Below are 17,684 nucleotides of genomic sequence, written 5' to 3' on the forward strand. Positions count from 1 at the left end.
CGAAGATGTACGACCCCACAGTCGCCCGGCTCACCTACCGTGGCCTGCTCGGCCGCCGCCGGGCCCTCATCCTCGGCGCGCTGCCCGCCCTGCTGATCGTGATCTCCGTGGTCGTGCGGGCGCTGACCGGCGCCGACGACCAGGTGGCCCATGACGTGCTCGGCGGATTCGCGCTCGCCACCATGGTGCCGATCATCGGCGTCATCGCCGGCACCGGCGCGATCGGGCCCGAGATCGACGACGGCTCGGTGGTGTATCTGCTGGCCAAGCCGGTGAAGCGGCCCACGATCATCATCACCAAGCTGATCGTCGCCATCGCGGTCACCATGGCGTTCTCGGCGCTGCCCACGTTCATCGCGGGCATGATCCTCAATGGCAACGGCCAGCAGATCGCGGTCGCGTACACGGTGGCGGCGCTGGTCGCCTCCATCGCCTACGCGGCGCTGTTCCTGCTGTTCGGCACGGTCAGCCGGCACGCGGTGGTCTTCGGGCTGGTCTACGCGCTGGTCTGGGAGGCGCTCTTCGGCTCCCTGGTCTCCGGCGCGCGCACGCTCAGCATCCAGCAGTGGGCGCTCGCGGTGGCGCACAAGGTCTCCGACAGCTCGCTCGTCACGTCGGACGTCGGGCTGCCCACCGCGACGGTGCTGCTGATCGTGGTGACCCTGGCGACCACCTGGTACGCGGGCCAGAAACTGCGGACACTGGCCCTCGCGGGCGAGGAGTGACAGACCCCCCGGGGCCCTGACGGGCCTCAGGTGCGGGGTGCGGCCGGGCAGAGGGCCGCACCCCGCACCGGGCTCGGCGGCGGGCCGTCGCTCTTGCCCTTTTCGAAGACGTTTTTGACAGCGGCTTCACATCTGCCTGGGCACACTGGGCAAAGGGGATGTGCTGCGAAAGGACTGGGGATGACAGCGGAGGCACCAGGAGGCGAAGGGCCGGGCGAGGCCGGCGACGCCTGGGACGGCGCCGTGTTCGACGAGGACTTCATACGGTCCGCGCCGACGACGGAGCCCTCCGCGCGCGCCCGGATGCTGGCAGCGCGCTGGCGGAACGAGGCGCCCGACCCCCAGCCGTGGCGCTCGGACGAGCCGCCCGCCGGGTGGTTCTTCAGCAAGGCGCGCCGTCGCAGGTGGCGCCGCCGGTAGCGGCCGTGGCCGCCGCGAGAGCGGTGCGCCCTGCCCGCGGGGCCGGTGCGCTGTACTAGCTAGACGACCGGTCCGCTCTACTCGCGCGGCCGGTGCGTTTTATTCGGTGGCGTCCGATACGACGGAACGGGCACAGTGGAGTCCACGACGCCGGACCGAGCCGGCGCCATGTTCTGGGAGAGGAGCCGGGTGATGTCCATGCACGGCAGTACACCCAGCTCCCGACAGGGCAGCCCGCGGCGGGTTCCGGAGTAGCCACCTCTCCGTCGAGCCCCGCTTCGCACGGGGAGCTGCCCGGGGCGGCCGCTTCGAGCGCGCGACGGGTTTCGCGCGGGCCGCCCACCCGGAGGATTGGCCGAGTGGTAAGGCACCGGCTTGCTAAGCCGTGGTCGGGGTCAGTCCCCGCGCGCGTTCGATCCGCGCATCCTCCGCGAGACACAGACACCGTCTGGTGCGCCCGTTCGGGGCACTAGCCCAGCAACCGCTCCAGCACGACCGCGATGCCGTCCTCCTCGTTGGACAGCGTCACCTCGTCTGCCACCGCCTTGAGGTCCTCGTGCGCGTTGGCCATGGCCACGCTGTGGCCGGCCCACGCGAACATCGGTATGTCGTTCGGCATGTCGCCGAAGGCGATCGTGTCCGCGGCCTTCATGCCCAGTCGCCGGGCCGCCAGCGACAGACCCGTGGCCTTCGTCAGACCCAGCGGCAGGATCTCCACTATCCCCTCGCCCGCCATGGTCACTCCGACCAGGCCCCCGGCGGCCTGCTGTGCCGCCTCGGCCAGTTCGTCGTCGCTCAGGGTCGGGTGCTGGAGGTACACCTTGTTCAGCGGCGCCGACCACAGCTCCGCCGCGTCCCGGATCGGGTGGTAGGGCAGCGGCCCCTCATGGACCCGGTAGCCGGGGGCGACCAGGACCTCCCCGTCCAGACCGTCCCGGCTCGCCGCCAGCAGCAGCGGGCCCACCTCGGCCTCGATCTTCGCCAGTGCGAGTCCCGCTATCTGCCGGTCCAGCGTCACCGACGTCAGCAGCCGCTGCTCCCCCGCGTCGTACACCTGTGCCCCCTGGCCGCACACCGCGAGCCCCCGGTATCCGAGGTCGTCGAGGATGGGACGGGTCCAGGGGACCGCGCGGCCGGTGACGACGATGTGCGCCGCGCCCGCCTCGGTGACCGCGGCGAGCGCCGCACGGGTGCGCGCGGAGACCGTCTCGTCGGAACGCAGCAGCGTCCCGTCGAGGTCGGTCGCGATCAGTGGGTACGGAAGTCGGGCGCCTTCGGCCGTGCTCACTTGGCCACGGGCTCCAGCAGCTCCCGGCCGCCCAGGTACGGGCGCAGGATCTCGGGCACCCGCACGGAGCCGTCGGCCAGCTGGTGGTTCTCCAAAATCGCCACGATCGTCCGCGGTACGGCGCACAGCGTGCCGTTCAGCGTCGCCAGCGGCTGCACCTTCTTGCCGTCGCGCATGCGGACCGACAGACGGCGGGCCTGGAAGCCGTCGCAGTTCGAGGCCGACGTCAGCTCGCGGTACTTGCCCTGGGTGGGGATCCAGGCCTCGCAGTCGTACTTGCGCGAGGCGGACGCGCCCAGGTCGCCCGTCGCCACGTCGATGACCTGGAACGGCAGCTCAAGGGCGGTGAGCCACTCCTTCTCCCACTCCAGGAGCCGCTTGTGCTCGTTCTCGGCGTCCTCGGGGTCGACGTACGAGAACATCTCGACCTTGTCGAACTGGTGCACGCGGAAGATGCCCCGTGTGTCCTTGCCGTAGGTGCCGGCCTCGCGGCGGAAGCACGGGGAGAAGCCCGCGTAGCGCAGCGGCAGCTTGTCCGCGTCGATGATCTCGTCCATGTGGTACGCGGCGAGCGGTACCTCGGAGGTGCCGACCAGGTAGAAGTCGTCCTTCTCCAGGTGGTACACGTTCTCCGCGGCCTGGCCGAGGAAGCCGGTGCCCTCCATGGCGCGCGGGCGGACCAGGGCGGGGGTCAGCATCGGGGTGAACCCGGCCTCCACGGCCCGCGCCATCGCCGCGTTCACGAGCGCCAGCTCCAGCAGGGCGCCGACACCCGTCAGGTAGTAGAAGCGCGATCCGGAGACCTTCGCGCCGCGCTCGACGTCGATCGCGCCCAGTGCCTCGCCGAGCTCCAGGTGGTCCTTGGGCTCGAAGCCCTCGGCGCCGAAGTCGCGGACGGTGCCGTGCGTCTCCAGGACGACGAAGTCCTCCTCGCCGCCGACCGGGACATCGGGGTGCACCAGGTTGCCGAGCTGGAGCAGAAGCCGCTTGGCCTCCTCGTCGGCCTCGTGCTGCTCGGCGTCGGCCGTCTTGACGTCGGCCGCGAGCCGGCTCGCCTTCTGCAGCAACTCGGCCTTCTCGTCGCCGGAGGCCTTGGGGATCAGCTTGCCGAGCGCCTTCTGCTCGGAACGGAGCTCGTCGAAGCGGACGCCGGACGACCTGCGCCGCTCGTCGGCGGAGAGGAGGGCGTCGACGAGCGCGACATCCTCACCACGGGCGCGCTGGGAAGCGCGAACACGGTCGGGGTCCTCACGGAGCTGGCGAAGGTCAATCACCCCTCAAGGCTACCGGTGCGGAGTTCCGGCTTACGACTCCGTTTATCTATCCGTGGCGCATGTCCCGTTGTGCGGCAATTACGCAGCGTGTCAAGAAAAGGTCCACTGTCGCCGGAAGGAGGCGCTCCGGGTGTACTCGGTTGACCGGAATTCCTTGTGGGCAGCGGGATTTGAGATCCACTTGTCCACAGTCATCCACAGGGCCCAGAAAGTTATCCACAGGCTGTGCGGAAGATCTGTGGACTTCGGAACTGATCATTCCGAAGGTCCTTCAGAAGGGGAGAATTCCCCGTGCAAAGCCCCACTACTTGCACTTTCGGGTGTAAAAGGGTCCCCCTCAAGGGGTGATCGAGAGAAACGGGTGGACAACTGCGTCGAACGCGATGATGGACAGCCGGGGCTCGATGGAGAGATTTGTCGACCGGGATGCGCCATGTTGTCGACTTGTCCCCAGATCGAGAAGCCCACCTGTGGATAACTTCTGTGGACAACGAAAATCCGCAGGTCGTATCGGCCGCTCGGGAACCCGATGTCCTAGAACCGGCCGTCCTGGCAGCGCGCCACCCAGTCCGCGGCCGCCATGAACTCGTCGTCCGACGTGCCCGTCGACGGGACCCGGGCATCGGCCGCGGTGATGTCCGCGCGCGGGTACGACCCCAGGAACCGCACCTGGAGACAGATGCGCTTCAGTCCCATCAGGGCCTCGGCCACCCGGCGGTCGGAGATATGGCCCTCGGCGTCGATGCAGAAGCAGTAGTTCCCGATGCCCTCTCCGGTCGGGCGGGACTGCAGCAGCATCAGGTTGACCCCGCGGACGGCGAACTCGCCCAGCAGGTCGCGCAGACCGCCGGGATGGTCGTCGCGCTGCCAGAGAACGACCGACGTCTTGTCCGCGCCGGTGGGAGCCGCCGGCCGGGCGGGCCGGCCGACCAGCACGAAGCGCGTCTGCGCGTTCTCCGCGTCGTGGATGTTGGTCTCCAGCGCCTCCAGGCCGTAGCGCGCGGCGGCGAACTCGCCGGCGAACGCCGCGTCGTAGCGGCCCTCCTGGACCAGGCGGGCGCCGTCCGCGTTGGACGCGGCGGACTCCCAGACGGCGTCCGGGAGATGGGCCTTCAGCCAGTTGCGCACCTGCGGCTGCGCGGCGGGATGCGCGGTGACCGTCTTGATCTCGGAGAGCTTGGTGCCGGGGCGGACCAGCAGCGCGAAAGTGATCGAGAGGAGGACCTCCCGGTAGATCATCAGAGGCTCGCCGGCGACCAGCTCGTCGAGGGTGGTCGTGATGCCGCCCTCCACCGAGTTCTCGATCGGTACGAAGGCCGCCTCCGCCTCGCCGTTGCGGACGGCGTCGAGCGCCGCCGGGACCGACACCATGGGGACGAGCTCCCGGGTCGCGGACTCCGGCAGCGTGCGCAGGGCGACCTCGGTGAAGGTGCCTTCGGGACCGAGATACGCATAGCTGGCTGGCATGACCTCACCCTAATGGGCCTCGACGGACCCGGCTCGAACCTGCGGAAAACGATGATCGCGCCTCTCCGGCCACTGCGCGGTCGCTGTTCGTCATCCTTCCAGCAGCCGCTGCCCCACGTACTCGCCCTGCGCCGCCCCGCCCGGCACCGCGAACAGGCCGCTCGCCTCATGACGGATGTACTGCGACAGCGCGTCGCCCCGGTCGAGCTTGCGCTGGACCGGGACGAAACCGCGCAGCGGGTCCGCCTGCCAGCAGATGAACAGCAGGCCCGCGTCCGGCGTCCCGTCCGGGTCGAAGCCGTCGTGGAAGGAGAACGCGCGGCGCAGCATCGCCGCGCCCCCGTTCTGGTCGGGCCGGGTGATGCGCGCGTGCGCGTTCAGCGGCACGACCGGGGAGCCGTCGGCAGCGGACTTCTCCAGATCCATCTCGGTCGTCTCGGTGCCGCCGCTCAGCGGTGCCCCTGTGTCCTTGCGGCGCCCGATGACCGCCTCCTGGGCCTGGAGCGAGAGCTTCTCCCAGTCGTCGAGGAGCATACGGATCCGGCGTACGACCACGTACGAGCCGTTCGCCATCCAGGCGGGGTCACCGGAGGCGGGGACGAAGATCCGCCGGTCGAAGTCGGCGTCGGCCGGCTTCGGATTGTGGGTGCCGTCGATCTGGCCCATCAGGTTGCGCGCCGTCATGGGGTGTGCGGTGGCACCCGGGGAGCGGTTGAAGCCGTTCATCTGCCAGCGCAGCCGCGCCGCGCTGCCCGCGTCCTTCTGGAGTGCGCGCAGGGCGTGGAAGGCGACGAGCGCGTCGCTGGCACCGATCTGGACCCAGAGATCGCCGTTGCTGCGGGACTTGTCCAGCCGGTCCGAGGAGAAGTCGGGCAGCGGATCCAGGGCGGACGGGCGCTGCTTCTCCAGTCCCGTACGGGAGAAGAAGCTGTTCCCGAAGCCGAAGGTGATCGTCAGGGACGAGGGACCGGCGTCCCGGGCGACGTCGGTGTCGTCGTGCGGCGCGGCCTCGCCCGCCATCAGCCGCTCGGCGGTCGCCGACCAGCGGCGCAGCAGCGCGGCGGCCTCCGTGCGGCCCGCCCCCGCCGCCAGGTCGAAGGCGGCCAGATGACCACGTGCCTGGACGGCGTCGGTGATGCCGGGCTGATGTTTCCCGTGAAACATCGCCCGGTCCGTGCCGAGCGAGGTCAGCGGCAGGGCCTTGTCGGAAGGCGCCGCCGCGTAGCCGGCGGCGCCGCCCGCAGCCCCCAGCGCCAGCCCGGTGGCCCCGGCGGTCCCGAGGAGCCGGCGCCGTGAGATCACGCTCCGGGGGAAGGCGGTGCCGGAGTCGGTGTCCTCAGGGGTGCTCGTGGAGGACGTCTTGGCCGCGGCTCCCTTGGGCGAGCGCCGGGCGCTGGGACGGCCCGGCGACTTCTGGGACGGGATGTCCTCGGGGGACGCCTCCGGCGTGGACTGGTCAGCCATGGTGCGGTTCAGCCGATCTTTGCGTTCTTGTTCACGGTGGTCTGGTCGATGTCGGAGGTTCGGACGGTCACCGCGATCTTCCAGTCGCCCGCCATGGGGACCTGCACGCCGCTCGCCGACCAGTGCCCGGTCGCGATGCGGTCGGGCTCGATCGGAAGCGGTCCGATGCCCTTGGACTCCAGAGTGAAGGCGACCTTGACCTCGGGGACGTCGAAGGCCTTGCCGTTGGGACGCACCACATAGACGTGCATCTCGTCGCTGCCGACGCGGGCCGGGTCGAGGGTGACCTCCACGGTGCCCTTGCCGTCCTGGCCGCCCGTGTCGAAGGGCATCTTCAGCGACAGGGGGCCGGACCGCTGCGAGGCGGACGCGGTGGCCGCCCTGGCCGCCTCCTCCGTACGCCCCGGCTCGGTCGTGGTCAGCGCGGTGGCGACGGCCAGGAGGACGACGGCGACACCCGCCTCGGCGAGCACGGAGTGGCGCAGCCCGGAACGGACCGGGTCGGCCTCGCGGGTGCGCTTGGCCTGGGCCGCGGCCATGGCGGCCTGCTGCCGGGCAAGCTGCGCGGCACGCTCGGAACCGCCGTCACCGTCCTGCGCGCTTCCCTTGGCCGACACCTTCGCCGACCCCTTGGCCGGTGTCCGGGTCGCTGTCCGAGCGGAGGCCTTCGCCGCCACGGTCGCGCGCTTCTTCCCCGCCGTGTGTTCCTCTTCGGCCGTGTCCGGCGTGTCGGCCGGCGCATCCGCCAGCCGCGCCGTCCAGCGCCGTGAGATCCAGGCGATGCCCACGAGCAGGGCGACCAGCGCGACCTTCACGAGCAGCAGTTGTCCGTACGACGTCCCGGTCAGGGCGGACCACGAGCCGAGCTGGCGCCACGCCTGGTAGACACCGGTCGCGGTCAGCACCACGACGCTCCCGAACGCGAGGCGCGAGAAGCGCCCGACGGCCGCCGCCTCGATCGAGGGGGCCCGGAACAGTGCCACGAGCAGCGCCGCGAGCCCGCCCAGCCAGACGGCGACGGCCAGCAGATGCAGGATGTCGACCGGCATCGCGAGCCCGGTCTGGATGCCGGTCGAGGCGTGCTCGGCCATCGCCCAGGTCGCCGCGAGCCCCGCCGCCACGACGGTTCCGCCGAGGGCGAGCCCCAAGGTGAGGTCCCGCTTCTCGGCGTCCCGCGCGGCGCTCTCGCCGGAGGAGTCGCTGTCGGACGTCTCCCGTCCGTCGCCGTGGCCGTCGAGGTCCGCGGAACCGTCCGTCTCGCCCTCGGCGCCCGCGTCCCGTCGTACGTACGCCCCGAAGAGCACCGCGATGAACAGCGCCCCCGCCGCGAGCAGCAGCAGCCGGGACACCAGCGCCGCCCCGGCCTTGGTCTGGAGCACCTGGCCGATCAGGGACACGTCGAAGATGTCCGCGACCTTCCCCGAGCCGGTGTACGAACCGCGCAGGAGCAGCAGCGCGAGCGTCGCCGAGGTGAGGGCCACCCATCCGGAGACCACGAGCCGCTGCACCGCCCGTACGCCGGCCCCCCGCTGCCAGCAGGCCAGCACGAAGGCCGCGCCGCCGACCAGGACGATGAACCCGGCGTAGGAGATGTACCGGGCGAACCCGTAGAGCCAGCCGACGACCCCGCCGCCCGCGGTCGGCCCGGAGGACGAGACCGTGGTCGCGGACGGCGCGCCGATGGAGAAGGTGAAGGCGCCGGAGACGGGGTGGCTGTCCGCGGACACCACCTGGTAGGTGACGGTGTACGTGCCCTTGGGCAGCCCCGTGCGCACCTGCACCCCGTACATCGTCCCGCTCAGATTGGACGGCTTGCCGGTGTCGACGCGCCGTCCCTGCGGATCGAGGACCTGCAGCGAGCCGTCGGAGAGCGCGACCTGCTCGGAGAACGTGAGGGTGACCTCGGTGGGCGCCTTGTCGACCACCGTTCCCTGCGCCGGGTCGCTGCCGATCAGGGCGGCGTGCGCGGAGGCTGGCGCGACCCCGCCGAAGAGCACGCCCATGGCGGCGAGCAGCAGCGCCAGCAGGGCGGGGAGCGCCCGGAGACGGCGCGTGCGCGGCGGCGCCGTGCGGATGTCTCTCCGGCGTTGCGCGTCGGGAGCGATGGCCTGCGTCACGGTGATCCCTCTCTCAGTGCCCGGTCATCGGGTTGTACGTGGCCGACTTCACCGGCATCTCGACCGTGACCGTTCCGGACTTGGCAAAGTGCAGCTGCACCGGCACCGTGTCGCCCTGGGCCGGCTTGTGGGCGAGCTTCTCGAACATGAGGTGGTTGCCGCCGCTCGCGAAGTCGAGTCTGCCGTCCGCGGGTACGGCGAACGACTTCTCGTCCTGCATCGCGCCGTCCTTGGTGGAGTGCATCGTGACGTCTCCGGCGAGGCTGCTCGTGACGGAGGTGAGGGTGTCCGCACCGCCGGAGTTGGTGACGGTGAAGAAGCCGGCCGCCATGTCACCGGCGACGGGCGCGGGCATATAGGCACCGGTGATCTTCAGCTCGGGCTTGGCCGAGGACGAGCCGCCGCAGCCCGCGATCACCAGACCCGCCGCCGTCAGCGCGGCGATCCGGCCGAGGCGGAGTTTCACGGGTTCTCCCCCTTGATGATCTTGGGGAGGTCCTTGGTGTAGTCGTCGACGGTGGCGTCCTCGCCGTAGAGCAGATAACCCCCGTCGGTCTTCGGCGAGAACGCGATGACCTGGGTGCCGTGGGTGGAGACGATCTTGCCGTCCTTCTCCTTCCGCGGCGGCTCGATCGTGATGCCGAGGCTGCGGGCGCCGGCCTGGATCGTGGAGAAGTCGCCGGTCAGACCCACGACCTGGGGGTCGATGCCCTGGAGCCACTTGCCGAGCGCGGCCGGGGTGTCGCGCTCGGGGTCGGTGGTGACGAACACGATCTGCAGCGAGTCCTTCTGCGCCTGGGTCAGCTCTTTGTTCTTCTCCACCTCCTTCTTGGCGACGGCGAGGTTGTTCATGGTGAGCGGGCAGACGTCGGGGCAGTGGGTGTAGCCGAAGTAGAGCAGCGTCGGCTTGCCCTTGGTCTGCGCGCGCAGGTCGTACTTCTTGCCGTGGGTGTCGGTGAGGACGAGGTCCGGCTTCGTGAACGGCTGGTCGAGCACGGTGGCGGCCTTGGCCGAGCCGGACTCGGCGGAGACCACGGCGACCGGCTTGCTGCCGCTGTCGCCGGATCCGCAGGCGGAGAGGGTGAACGCGGCGGCGGCGAGGACGGCGGCCGCGGTGAGCGTCTTCTTCTTGCGCATAGAGAAATGTCCCAGATATAGGCGGTCCGGTGGCGCCGGGGTCGTACGGGGCGCGTCGCGGCGATGCCGTACGACCCCGGCGCATGTCCGGAGGTGAGTCGGACCTCAGGCGTGGTGGGTGCGTCGGCGGCCGGCCAGAACGCCGTACGCCACGCCCGCCGCACCGACCACGATGCCCACGACCCCGAGGACGCGGGCGGTGGTGTCACTGGTGCCGGTGGAGGCCGCGGAGGCGGTGTCCTCGGTGCTGTCCTGCGCGGAGGCGTCCTGGGCCGTGGAGCCGTGGTGGCCGGAGGACGCGGCGCTCAGCTGGAGCACCGGGGCCGGGTTCTCGGGCTCCTCCCGGCCCTCCTTCTGCGGCTCGATCCAGCGCACGACCTCGTTGTTGGAGTACGTCTGGAGGGCCTTGAAGACGAGCTGGTCGGTGTCCTCGGGGAGCTGGCCGACGGAGAGCGGGAACTTCTGGAAGTAGCCCGGTTCGATGCCCTTGCCGGTGGCGGTCCAGGTCACCTTGGTGACCGCCTCGTCGATCTGACGGCCGTGCAGGGTCAGCGGCTTGTCGAGCTTGGACTTGGTGACCTGCACCCTCCAGCCGTCGAGGGGTTGCGGCATCACCGAGGCGAGCGGATGGTCGGCCGGGAAGGCGACCTCCAGCTTGGTGGTCGAGGCGTTGTCGCGCTCGTTCGGGACCTTGAAGTCGACGACCGCGTAGTCACCCTTGGCGGCCGCGCCCTCCGGTTGCACGGTGACGTGTGCGAACGCGGGGACGGACAGGAACAGCACGGCCGATGCGGCGGCGGCACCGGTGACGGCGACACGGGACGTCTTCAGGGAACCCTTGATGGCCTTCATGACGTGAGAACACTCCACTCCGAGTGAGAGTCCGTTGGCGAAGAGAGGGCGCGTGCACGGGGATCGCCACGGTCGTGGCGGCTCACGGGCACGCGCGCGTGCCGCGCGACGGCGGCCCCTTGCGCAAGGACGAGGGAGCGGCGCGTCGCGTCAGGCAGCGAGGACGCAGGGAGCGGAGGAGGGCGGGCCGCGCCGGATCACCGCGTGCCGCAGTGCGGTCGTGCGCGGCTTCGGCGGCAGGAGGAAGGCGGTGCGCGGGGCGCGCACGCCCGCGCCAGGAGTCGTGGGGAGCCCGGCCACCAGGGCGCGCACCAGGGCGAGCGACGATCGCAGGGCCCGTACGAGCGCCCCTTCCGCGACCCCGTGCGCGGACAGCTGCATGAGGCGCAGCAGCGCCCTGTCGCCGTGACGCAGCACCCACCCGGCGGCGACGGCCGCGAGGACGTGGCCGAGCAGCATGGGCACCGACGGCAGCATCGACCACCACGAACCGGCCGCGGTCGACACCGCGTCCGCGGGGTGGTGCATGACGGTGGTGTCCGTCCCGGTGGTGAGCCGCGCGTCGGCGAGGATCTTCTGGGCCTTCGCGGGGGAGATCGCCGCCGCGGTGGTGCCGCACAGCAGATGCGCGGCCCGTGCCACGAGCGTGGCGTCGGCCGTCGCCGTGGCGTTCGAGGTCATCGAGCCCATGGACGACATGGACGCCATCGACCCCGCACCGGCGTGCTGTCCGAGCCCGAACAGGGTGTGCAGCACGGTCTGGCCCACCGCGAGGAGTCCCGCGATGCCCGGCAGCGAGCGTTCCCGTCCGGCGAGCATTGCCGTGAAGGCGAACACGCCGAGGAAGCCGACGGCCAGCGCCCACAGCGGAACCATGGCGCAGGACGCGAAGGCGTGCCCGGCCCCGGCCAGCACGACGCAGACCGCGGAGAACACCGCGGCCCGCAGGATCCGCAGATCCCATCCGGTGCGCGCCGTGCGCTGGTGGGGGGCACTCATGGCGGCCTCATCATCGCACTGCCCGTCCCGGGCTCGTGCGGCAGGTCCACAAGATGGCTTTCGGGCGGTATGCGCTCCGGTGTGCCGGAAGATCGCATTCCGGTGATGCGGGCCGCGTGCATACACCCCTTCCCGGTTCCGGCGCATCCGCCGTACGGGCGGGATCTCGTCGCCGGGGTGATTGCGGCCGCGTACGGGCGGCAATACGTAACGGTATGTCGAGCCGCGGCCAGGAGGCTGGAGCATGAGCATCTGGTGGTCACTCCATCTCCGGCGTGAAGCTGCGAGCGTGCCGCTCGCCCGGCGGCTCCTGATGGGAACGATGGAGACCGCGGGCGTCGACCCGGACGTCTCCTACGACCTCTCCGTCGCCCTGAGCGAGGCCTGCGCCAACGCGGTCGAGCACGGCGGGGACACCGCCCACGGCGGCATGTCGGAGGCGTACCGGGTCACGGCGTATCTCGACGGTGAGACCTGCCGCATCGAAGTCGCCGACTCGGGCCCGGGGTTCCCCGCCGGCCAGTCCCGTCCCCTCACCCTGCCGAGCTGCGCAGACGCGGAGCACGGACGGGGCCTGTGCCTCATCGAGGAGCTCGCCGACCACGTCCACATCGGCAGCACGCCGGGGCGCGGCGGGGCGGTGGTGAGCTTCGACAAGATCCTCAAGTGGAAGCAGGGTGCCCCGCTGGCGGCGGTGTAGCCGGAGCGCACCGGCCGCCGCGGCCACCGCGCTTTCCGGTCAAGTCCCCTACGTGGGCGCCGCGTTCGCCAGCGGGCGGTAGAGCGGAGAAGGGGCGGCGGAACAGGGAAAGGGCCCGGACCCACCGCTCCGCGGTGACCCGGAACAGGGAAAGGGCCGGGACCCACCGCTCCGCGGTGACCCGGCCCTTCCGCCCGTATCGGTTCGTCGAGGACGTCCGGGGTCAGCCCTTCAGGGACGCCATCCACGCCTCGACCTCGTCGGAGCGCCGCGGCAGCCCCGCCGAAAGGTTCCGGTTGCCGTCCTCGGTGACCAGAATGTCGTCCTCGATGCGGACGCCGATGCCCCGGTACTCCTCCGGGACGGTCAGGTCGTCCGTCTGGAAGTACAGGCCCGGCTCGACCGTGAGCACCATGCCGGGCTCCAGCGTGCCCTCCACGTACGTCTCCGTGCGGGCGGCCGCGCAGTCGTGCACGTCCATGCCGAGCATGTGGCCCGTGCCGTGCAGGGTCCAGCGGCGCTGCAGACCCAGCTCCAGGACGCGCTCCACCGGGCCCTCGACCAGGCCCCACTCGACCAGCTTCTCGGTCAGCACCCGCTGGGCGGCGTCATGGAAGTCGCGGTACTTGGCGCCCGGCTTCACCGCCGCGATGCCGGCCTCCTGGGCCTCGTACACGGCGTCGTAGATCTTCTTCTGGATCTCGCTGTAGGTGCCGTTGATCGGCAGCGTGCGGGTGACGTCCGCCGTGTAGTACGTGTGCGTCTCCACGCCCGCGTCCAGCAGGAGCAGGTCCCCGGAGCGCACCGGGCCGTCGTTGCGCACCCAGTGCAGCGTGCAGGCGTGTGGGCCCGACGCGCAGATGGAGCCGTAGCCGACGTCGTTGCCCTCCACCCGGGCACGCAGGAAGAACGTTCCCTCGATGTAGCGCTCGGAGGTGGCCTCCGCCCTGTCGAGGACCTTCACCACGTCCTCGAAGCCGCGCACGGTCGAGTCGACGGCCTTCTGCAGCTCGCCGATCTCGAACTCGTCCTTGACCAGACGGGCCTCGGAGAGGAAGACGCGCAGTTCCTCGTCGCGCTCGGCGGTGACCTTGTCGTGCAGCGCGGCCTCGATGCCCGCGTCGTAGCCACGGACGACCCGGACCGGGCCGGTGGCCTCCTTCAGCTTCTCGGGCAGCTCGCGCACGTCCGACGCGGGGATGCCGTACAGCTGCTCGGCCTCGGTGAGCGAGTGGCGGCGGCCGACCCACAGCTCGCCCTGGCCGGAGAGCCAGAACTCGCCGTTCTCCCGGTTGGAGCGGGGCAGCAGATAGAGGGTCGCCGTGTGACCGTCCGCGGCCGGCTCGAGGACGAGGACGCCGTCCTCGGTCTGGTTGCCGGTGAGGTACGCGTACTCGACGGAGGAGCGGAACGCGTACTCCGTGTCGTTCGAGCGGGTCTTCAGATTGCCGGCGGGGATCACCAGACGCTCGCCCGGGAAGCGCGCGGACAGGGCGGCGCGGCGGGCGGCGGTCTCGGCGGCCTGGGCGATCGGCTGCAGGTCGTGCAGCTCGGTGTCGGCCCAGCCCGACTTCATGCTCTCGGCCAGCTCGTCGGAAACGCCCGGGTACAGGCCGTTCTTGCGCTGCTTGATCGGCTCTTCCGCCTCGTCCGGACCCGCTGCGTCGGCAGCAGGATCCGATACGGCGGGAATGAGCTGGTCCGCCACGGTCATCCTCCTCTGGTACGGCACTGGGCCTCCATCATCGTACGGTCGTACGGAAGGGGGTCCAGGGCCGGAGCACCTGTTACCCGAGATGCCGTGCCACCGGGACCGCACAGGTCACCGTGGGCAGTCGTGCCCTCACTCGAACCGCGCCGCCAGCAGCACCACGTCCTCCGCGCTGTCCGCTTCGTCCAGCCCGTCGGGCAGCACCGTGCGCAGCACGTGGTCGGCGACCGCTCCCGGGTCGGTGCGCAGCGGCCTCGGCACACCGGCGGCCGCCGCGTGCAGCCGGGCGAAGGCGCGGTCCAGGGAGTCGCCGGTGCGGTGCAGCAGCCCGTCGGTGTACAGCAGGACGGTTTCGCCGGGCTCCGCGACCAGCTCGATGCTCGGCGCCTCCCAGCAGGCCAGCATCCCGAGCGGAGCCGACAGCGAGGTCTCGACGAACTCGGTGCGCCGGGGGCCGATCACGAGCGGCGGGCTGTGTCCGGCGCCGGCGAGGGTGAGTCTGCGCAGCGCGGGCTCGCAGTACGCGAACAGGGCGGTGGCGGAACGGGCGGACTCGGTGAGCCGCAGCAGCAGCTCCAGATCGGACAGGACCGCCACCGGGTCCTCGCCCTCCATCACGGCGTACGCGCGTAGGGAGGCCCGCAGCCGTCCCATCGCGGCGACCGCGCTGGGCCCGGATCCGGTCACGGAACCGATGGCGAGGCCGAGCGCGGCGTCGGGCAGCGGCAGTGCGTCGTACCAGTCGCCGCCGCCGCGCGGGCCGGTGCGGCGCCGTGCGGCGAGCTGGACGCCGGCGACCCGGGGCAGCCGGGTGGGCAGCAGCTCCTCGGAGATCGTCGTCATGCACGCGCGCGTGCGCTCGATCTCGACCATCCGCGCCACGTGTTCGGTCGCGTAGCGGGCGTAGAGGCCGACTAGATGGCGCTGGCGCTCGACAGGTTCGGCGGGTTCGTCGTAGAGCCACACGGCGGCGCCGAGACGGCCTGCCGTCTCGCTGGCAAGGGGGAGTGCGTAGCTCGCGGCGTAGCCGATCCGGGCGGCCACCTCGCGGTGGCGGGGGTCGAGCCCGTCCTCGGCGAACAGATCCGGCTGCGCGATCTCGCGCTCACCGCCGGGCAGTCCGTCGAGGATCCTGCCGTACGACAGCGCGCTGCGAGGCACGGTCTCGATGTGCCCGAGATCGGCGCGGGCGAGGCCGAGACCGATCGTGGTCTCGGGTCCGAGGCCGTCGCGGGGCTCCAGTACGACGAGACCGCGCCGGGCGCCCACGAGGGCGGCTCCGGCGCGCAGCACTTCCTGGAGCGCATCGGCGAGCGAGGTCGTGCGCGCCAGGCACTCGGTGAGTTCATGGAGGGTCGTCAGATCGGAGACCCAGGCGGCGAGCCGGTCCTGGAGGACCGCTCCCGGGCCGATGGGCGCGACGGGGACGGCCGAGGGGGCATCCGTGGCGGCAGGCGTCGGCGCGACAGTGTGTGCGGGCGAGGGAACCGTTGAATCGATTCCGGCCACTTTCGGAGGGTGAGGGGCGTTCATGGTGTCCGGCTTTCGAACCGGTGCGTATTGCTTGATAGCATCGCAAACCCCCATGTCAATCTGCGCCGCTAGCGGTGTCTCCACATGTACACGGACTCGTAAGGGGATGTCCAGCATTGTCCTGCTGGGATTCCTGGTGTCCGCGGGGTGCTCTTACTCTCTTGTGAGGAAGCAAAGTTGGCTTAAAACTGCCTCGGGTATCACCCCATTGCGGTCGACTGGCCTTGCTCGACAGAGCGTCACAACGGTCGTGATGGGTACGTACTCGGTGAAGGCCAGGGGTGGTTGGGGATCACCCGGAACCTGGCGCCGGACCCGGGCGTCTTAACCACCGACGGCCGAGCCCCATCCTCCCGTGGCGGAGGCGCCGAGCAAGAGCGGGACGGCATATCGCCAGGCGCCGCCACCCCACGCCATGCCATGCCCATGCTTGTGTGGGCGCAGTATGGACACGGACACAGCCGACACTCGGCCCATAGGGGTTCCCTCTGTCCATGACAGAGGTGTGATGCGCCAGCAGGTACGCACAGTGAAGTGATCGACACATGGTGTGATGTGGCCCTCGGTGTTGCCAGGCGTGCAACGGAAAGGAACGAGCGCTCATGCGCGAGATCCTCGGAAGGCGACGCAGGCTCCTGTCCAGGCGGAGGGACCGGAAGCCTGAGCAGATCGGCGCGGCCCTGACCTTCGCGACCGAATGGCAGTGGCCCGTTCTCCCGGGTGTGGCACCCGACCCGCAGGGACGTGCCCGCTGCGGATGCCCGGACCCGGAGTGCACGGTGCCCGGCGCGCACCCCTTCGACCCGGGGCTGCTCGCGGCCACCACCGACGAGCGCATGGTGCGCTGGTGGTGGACCAACCGTCCGTCCGCACCGATCGTGCTGGCCACGGGGGGCACGGCGCCCTGCGCGGTGAGCCTGCCCGCCCTCGCGGCCTCCCGCGCCCTGGCCGCGCTCGACCGCAAGGGCATGCGCCTCGGCCCGGTCGTGGCCGGGCCGCACCGCTGGGCGATCCTCGTGGCGCCGTACTCCATGGAGCAACTGGGCGAACTGCTCTACGCCCAGGACTTCGTCCCCGGCTCGCTGCGCTTCCACGGGGAGGGCGGCTATCTGGCCCTCCCCCCGTCCGAGACCGGCCACGGGCAGATCCGCTGGGAACGCGCTCCGCTGCCCGGCTCCGCCTCGCCCTGGGTCCCCGATGTGGAGGCCGTCGTGGACGCCGCCGTGGAGGCCCTCACTCGTAAGGGTGTGAGCGCCCCCGAGTTGTAGGGGGTGTCGGCCGCGCACCGGACCGGGCGCCCCTGATCGGCGGATATCTTCGCCCCCATGGTGATGCGTCCTTTGGGGCACGGGAAGCGGGGGCTCGGCCTCAGCGAGGACACGCCGGGCCCCGACCGGCCGGACCCCTGTGGGATCCGGCTGCTCGCGCTCCTGGGGGTGGTCGCGGTCCTGGCCGCGCTTCCGCTCACGGTGGCCTCCGCCGGGCCGGTCGGCGACGCGAGCCGGTTCGCGGCCCGCACGTCCGCGCACGATGACGCGAAGCGGCCGGTCTCCGCCCGCTCCTCGCTGCTGTCCGGCTCGGCTCTCGCCACCGCCGCCCGCTGCGGACGCCAGATCTCCTCCGGCGACGGCATCGAGGCGCAGACCTGTGTGCTGACACGGGGGCAGGACATCTGGGCGCGCACGTACTACCGCAACGCGGGCGGCGAGGAACTGAGTTCCGTCCTGAATCTGATGGCACCCGACGGGCGCACCGTCGAGATGCGCTGCGTGGTCGCCGGCGCGGACGCACCGGGGATCTGCGAGACGCCCCGGCAGCAGCTGACGGGCGACCCGGGGGCGTATGCGGCGGTCGCGGAGTTCGCCCGGCGCGACGGGGGTGGACCGCTGCTGCTGCGCTCCGGAAGCGACCGGCCTCCGTCGGACGACGGGTAAACCGGCTGCCGCTTGGGACAGTTGGCGTCGCGCCGACGGGTGGGCGCACCTGTGCATGGAAAG

At 71.1% G+C, this 17,684-nt stretch carries 16 protein-coding genes and 1 tRNA gene; 6 read left to right on the forward strand and 11 right to left on the reverse strand.

The genetic code is table 11. From position 1 onward, the window contains the following. The first annotated feature begins 5 nt into the window (after window positions 1-5). The 3 genes from ACFYX0_RS28375 to ACFYX0_RS28385 all read left to right on the forward strand — a co-directional run bounded on the left by ACFYX0_RS28375 (window position 6) and on the right by ACFYX0_RS28385 (window position 1,576). Window positions 6-725: an ABC transporter permease gene (locus ACFYX0_RS28375; protein WP_388974204.1), complete on the forward strand. Its 720-nt coding sequence runs from the start codon at window positions 6-8 to the stop codon at window positions 723-725. A 180-nt stretch (window positions 726-905) separates the two neighbouring features. Next, window positions 906-1,145 (forward strand): hypothetical protein, encoded by a 240-nt coding sequence (locus ACFYX0_RS28380; protein ID WP_311693894.1) that lies wholly within the window; start codon window positions 906-908, stop codon window positions 1,143-1,145. Between the two features lie 345 nt (window positions 1,146-1,490). Further along, window positions 1,491-1,576: transfer RNA gene (locus ACFYX0_RS28385), tRNA-Ser, on the forward strand. A 38-nt stretch (window positions 1,577-1,614) separates the two neighbouring features. Here the strand turns inward: ACFYX0_RS28385 and ACFYX0_RS28390 are convergent. The 9 genes from ACFYX0_RS28390 to ACFYX0_RS28430 all read right to left on the reverse strand — a co-directional run bounded on the left by ACFYX0_RS28390 (window position 1,615) and on the right by ACFYX0_RS28430 (window position 11,743). Next, a complete protein-coding gene (locus tag ACFYX0_RS28390; protein WP_388974206.1) occupies window positions 1,615-2,433 on the reverse strand; it encodes an HAD family hydrolase in 819 nt (272 codons plus the stop codon). Next, the gene (gene serS / locus ACFYX0_RS28395) at window positions 2,430-3,707 is read right to left on the reverse strand and encodes a serine--tRNA ligase (protein ID WP_355916160.1); all 1,278 of its coding nucleotides are present in this window, start codon (window positions 3,705-3,707) and stop codon (window positions 2,430-2,432) included. The genes ACFYX0_RS28390 and serS overlap by 4 nt, the downstream gene beginning before the upstream one ends. Window positions 3,708-4,241: 534 nt before the next feature. Beyond that, window positions 4,242-5,174 carry a prephenate dehydratase gene (gene pheA / locus ACFYX0_RS28400; protein ID WP_311693900.1) on the reverse strand — a complete coding sequence of 311 codons (933 nt, stop codon included), beginning with the start codon at window positions 5,172-5,174 and terminating at the stop codon, window positions 4,242-4,244. 90 nt (window positions 5,175-5,264) lie between these two features. Then, window positions 5,265-6,638 carry an iron uptake transporter deferrochelatase/peroxidase subunit gene (gene efeB / locus ACFYX0_RS28405; protein ID WP_388974208.1) on the reverse strand — a complete coding sequence of 458 codons (1,374 nt, stop codon included), beginning with the start codon at window positions 6,636-6,638 and terminating at the stop codon, window positions 5,265-5,267. Between the two features lie 8 nt (window positions 6,639-6,646). After that, window positions 6,647-8,641, reverse strand: coding sequence for a copper resistance CopC/CopD family protein (locus ACFYX0_RS28410; RefSeq protein ID WP_388974285.1), 1,995 nt, complete (start codon window positions 8,639-8,641; stop codon window positions 6,647-6,649). Between the two features lie 127 nt (window positions 8,642-8,768). Then, window positions 8,769-9,221 carry a copper chaperone PCu(A)C gene (locus ACFYX0_RS28415; RefSeq protein WP_388974210.1) on the reverse strand — a complete coding sequence of 151 codons (453 nt, stop codon included), beginning with the start codon at window positions 9,219-9,221 and terminating at the stop codon, window positions 8,769-8,771. Then, on the reverse strand, window positions 9,218-9,892 hold the full coding sequence (locus ACFYX0_RS28420) for an SCO family protein (RefSeq protein WP_388974212.1): 675 nt from the start codon (window positions 9,890-9,892) through the stop codon (window positions 9,218-9,220). Before ACFYX0_RS28420 ends, ACFYX0_RS28415 begins: the two co-directional genes overlap by 4 nt. Window positions 9,893-9,997: 105 nt before the next feature. Continuing rightward, window positions 9,998-10,744: a YcnI family protein gene (locus ACFYX0_RS28425; RefSeq protein WP_388974214.1), complete on the reverse strand. Its 747-nt coding sequence runs from the start codon at window positions 10,742-10,744 to the stop codon at window positions 9,998-10,000. Window positions 10,745-10,894: 150 nt separating this feature from the next. After that, window positions 10,895-11,743: a hypothetical protein gene (locus ACFYX0_RS28430; RefSeq protein ID WP_388974216.1), complete on the reverse strand. Its 849-nt coding sequence runs from the start codon at window positions 11,741-11,743 to the stop codon at window positions 10,895-10,897. A 244-nt stretch (window positions 11,744-11,987) separates the two neighbouring features. On the opposite strand from ACFYX0_RS28430, the gene ACFYX0_RS28435 reads away from it, so the two are divergent. Continuing rightward, complete coding sequence (locus tag ACFYX0_RS28435; RefSeq protein ID WP_355916139.1) at window positions 11,988-12,443, forward strand: ATP-binding protein; 456 nt, start codon at window positions 11,988-11,990, stop codon at window positions 12,441-12,443. 223 nt (window positions 12,444-12,666) lie between these two features. Here the strand turns inward: ACFYX0_RS28435 and ACFYX0_RS28440 are convergent, their stop codons facing one another. Together ACFYX0_RS28440 and ACFYX0_RS28445 are read right to left on the reverse strand one after the other, a co-directional pair. Then, window positions 12,667-14,157, reverse strand: a complete 1,491-nt coding sequence (locus tag ACFYX0_RS28440; protein WP_388974217.1) for an aminopeptidase P family protein — start codon at window positions 14,155-14,157, stop codon at window positions 12,667-12,669. A gap of 129 nt (window positions 14,158-14,286) precedes the next feature. Beyond that, complete coding sequence (locus tag ACFYX0_RS28445; protein ID WP_388974219.1) at window positions 14,287-15,804, reverse strand: PP2C family protein-serine/threonine phosphatase; 1,518 nt, start codon at window positions 15,802-15,804, stop codon at window positions 14,287-14,289. 485 nt (window positions 15,805-16,289) lie between these two features. On the opposite strand from ACFYX0_RS28445, the gene ACFYX0_RS28450 reads away from it, so the two are divergent. Beyond that, entirely contained in the window at window positions 16,290-16,955 is a 666-nt protein-coding gene (locus tag ACFYX0_RS28450) for a bifunctional DNA primase/polymerase (protein WP_311693918.1), read from the forward strand. A 57-nt stretch (window positions 16,956-17,012) separates the two neighbouring features. After that, the gene (locus ACFYX0_RS28455; protein WP_388974220.1) at window positions 17,013-17,621 is read left to right on the forward strand and encodes a hypothetical protein; all 609 of its coding nucleotides are present in this window, start codon (window positions 17,013-17,015) and stop codon (window positions 17,619-17,621) included. The last annotated feature ends 63 nt before the right edge of the window (window positions 17,622-17,684 follow it).

This window comes from Streptomyces sp. NPDC002573, from assembly GCF_042889625.1.
GTDB classification, from domain to species: Bacteria; Actinomycetota; Actinomycetes; order Streptomycetales; family Streptomycetaceae; genus Streptomyces; species Streptomyces gibsoniae.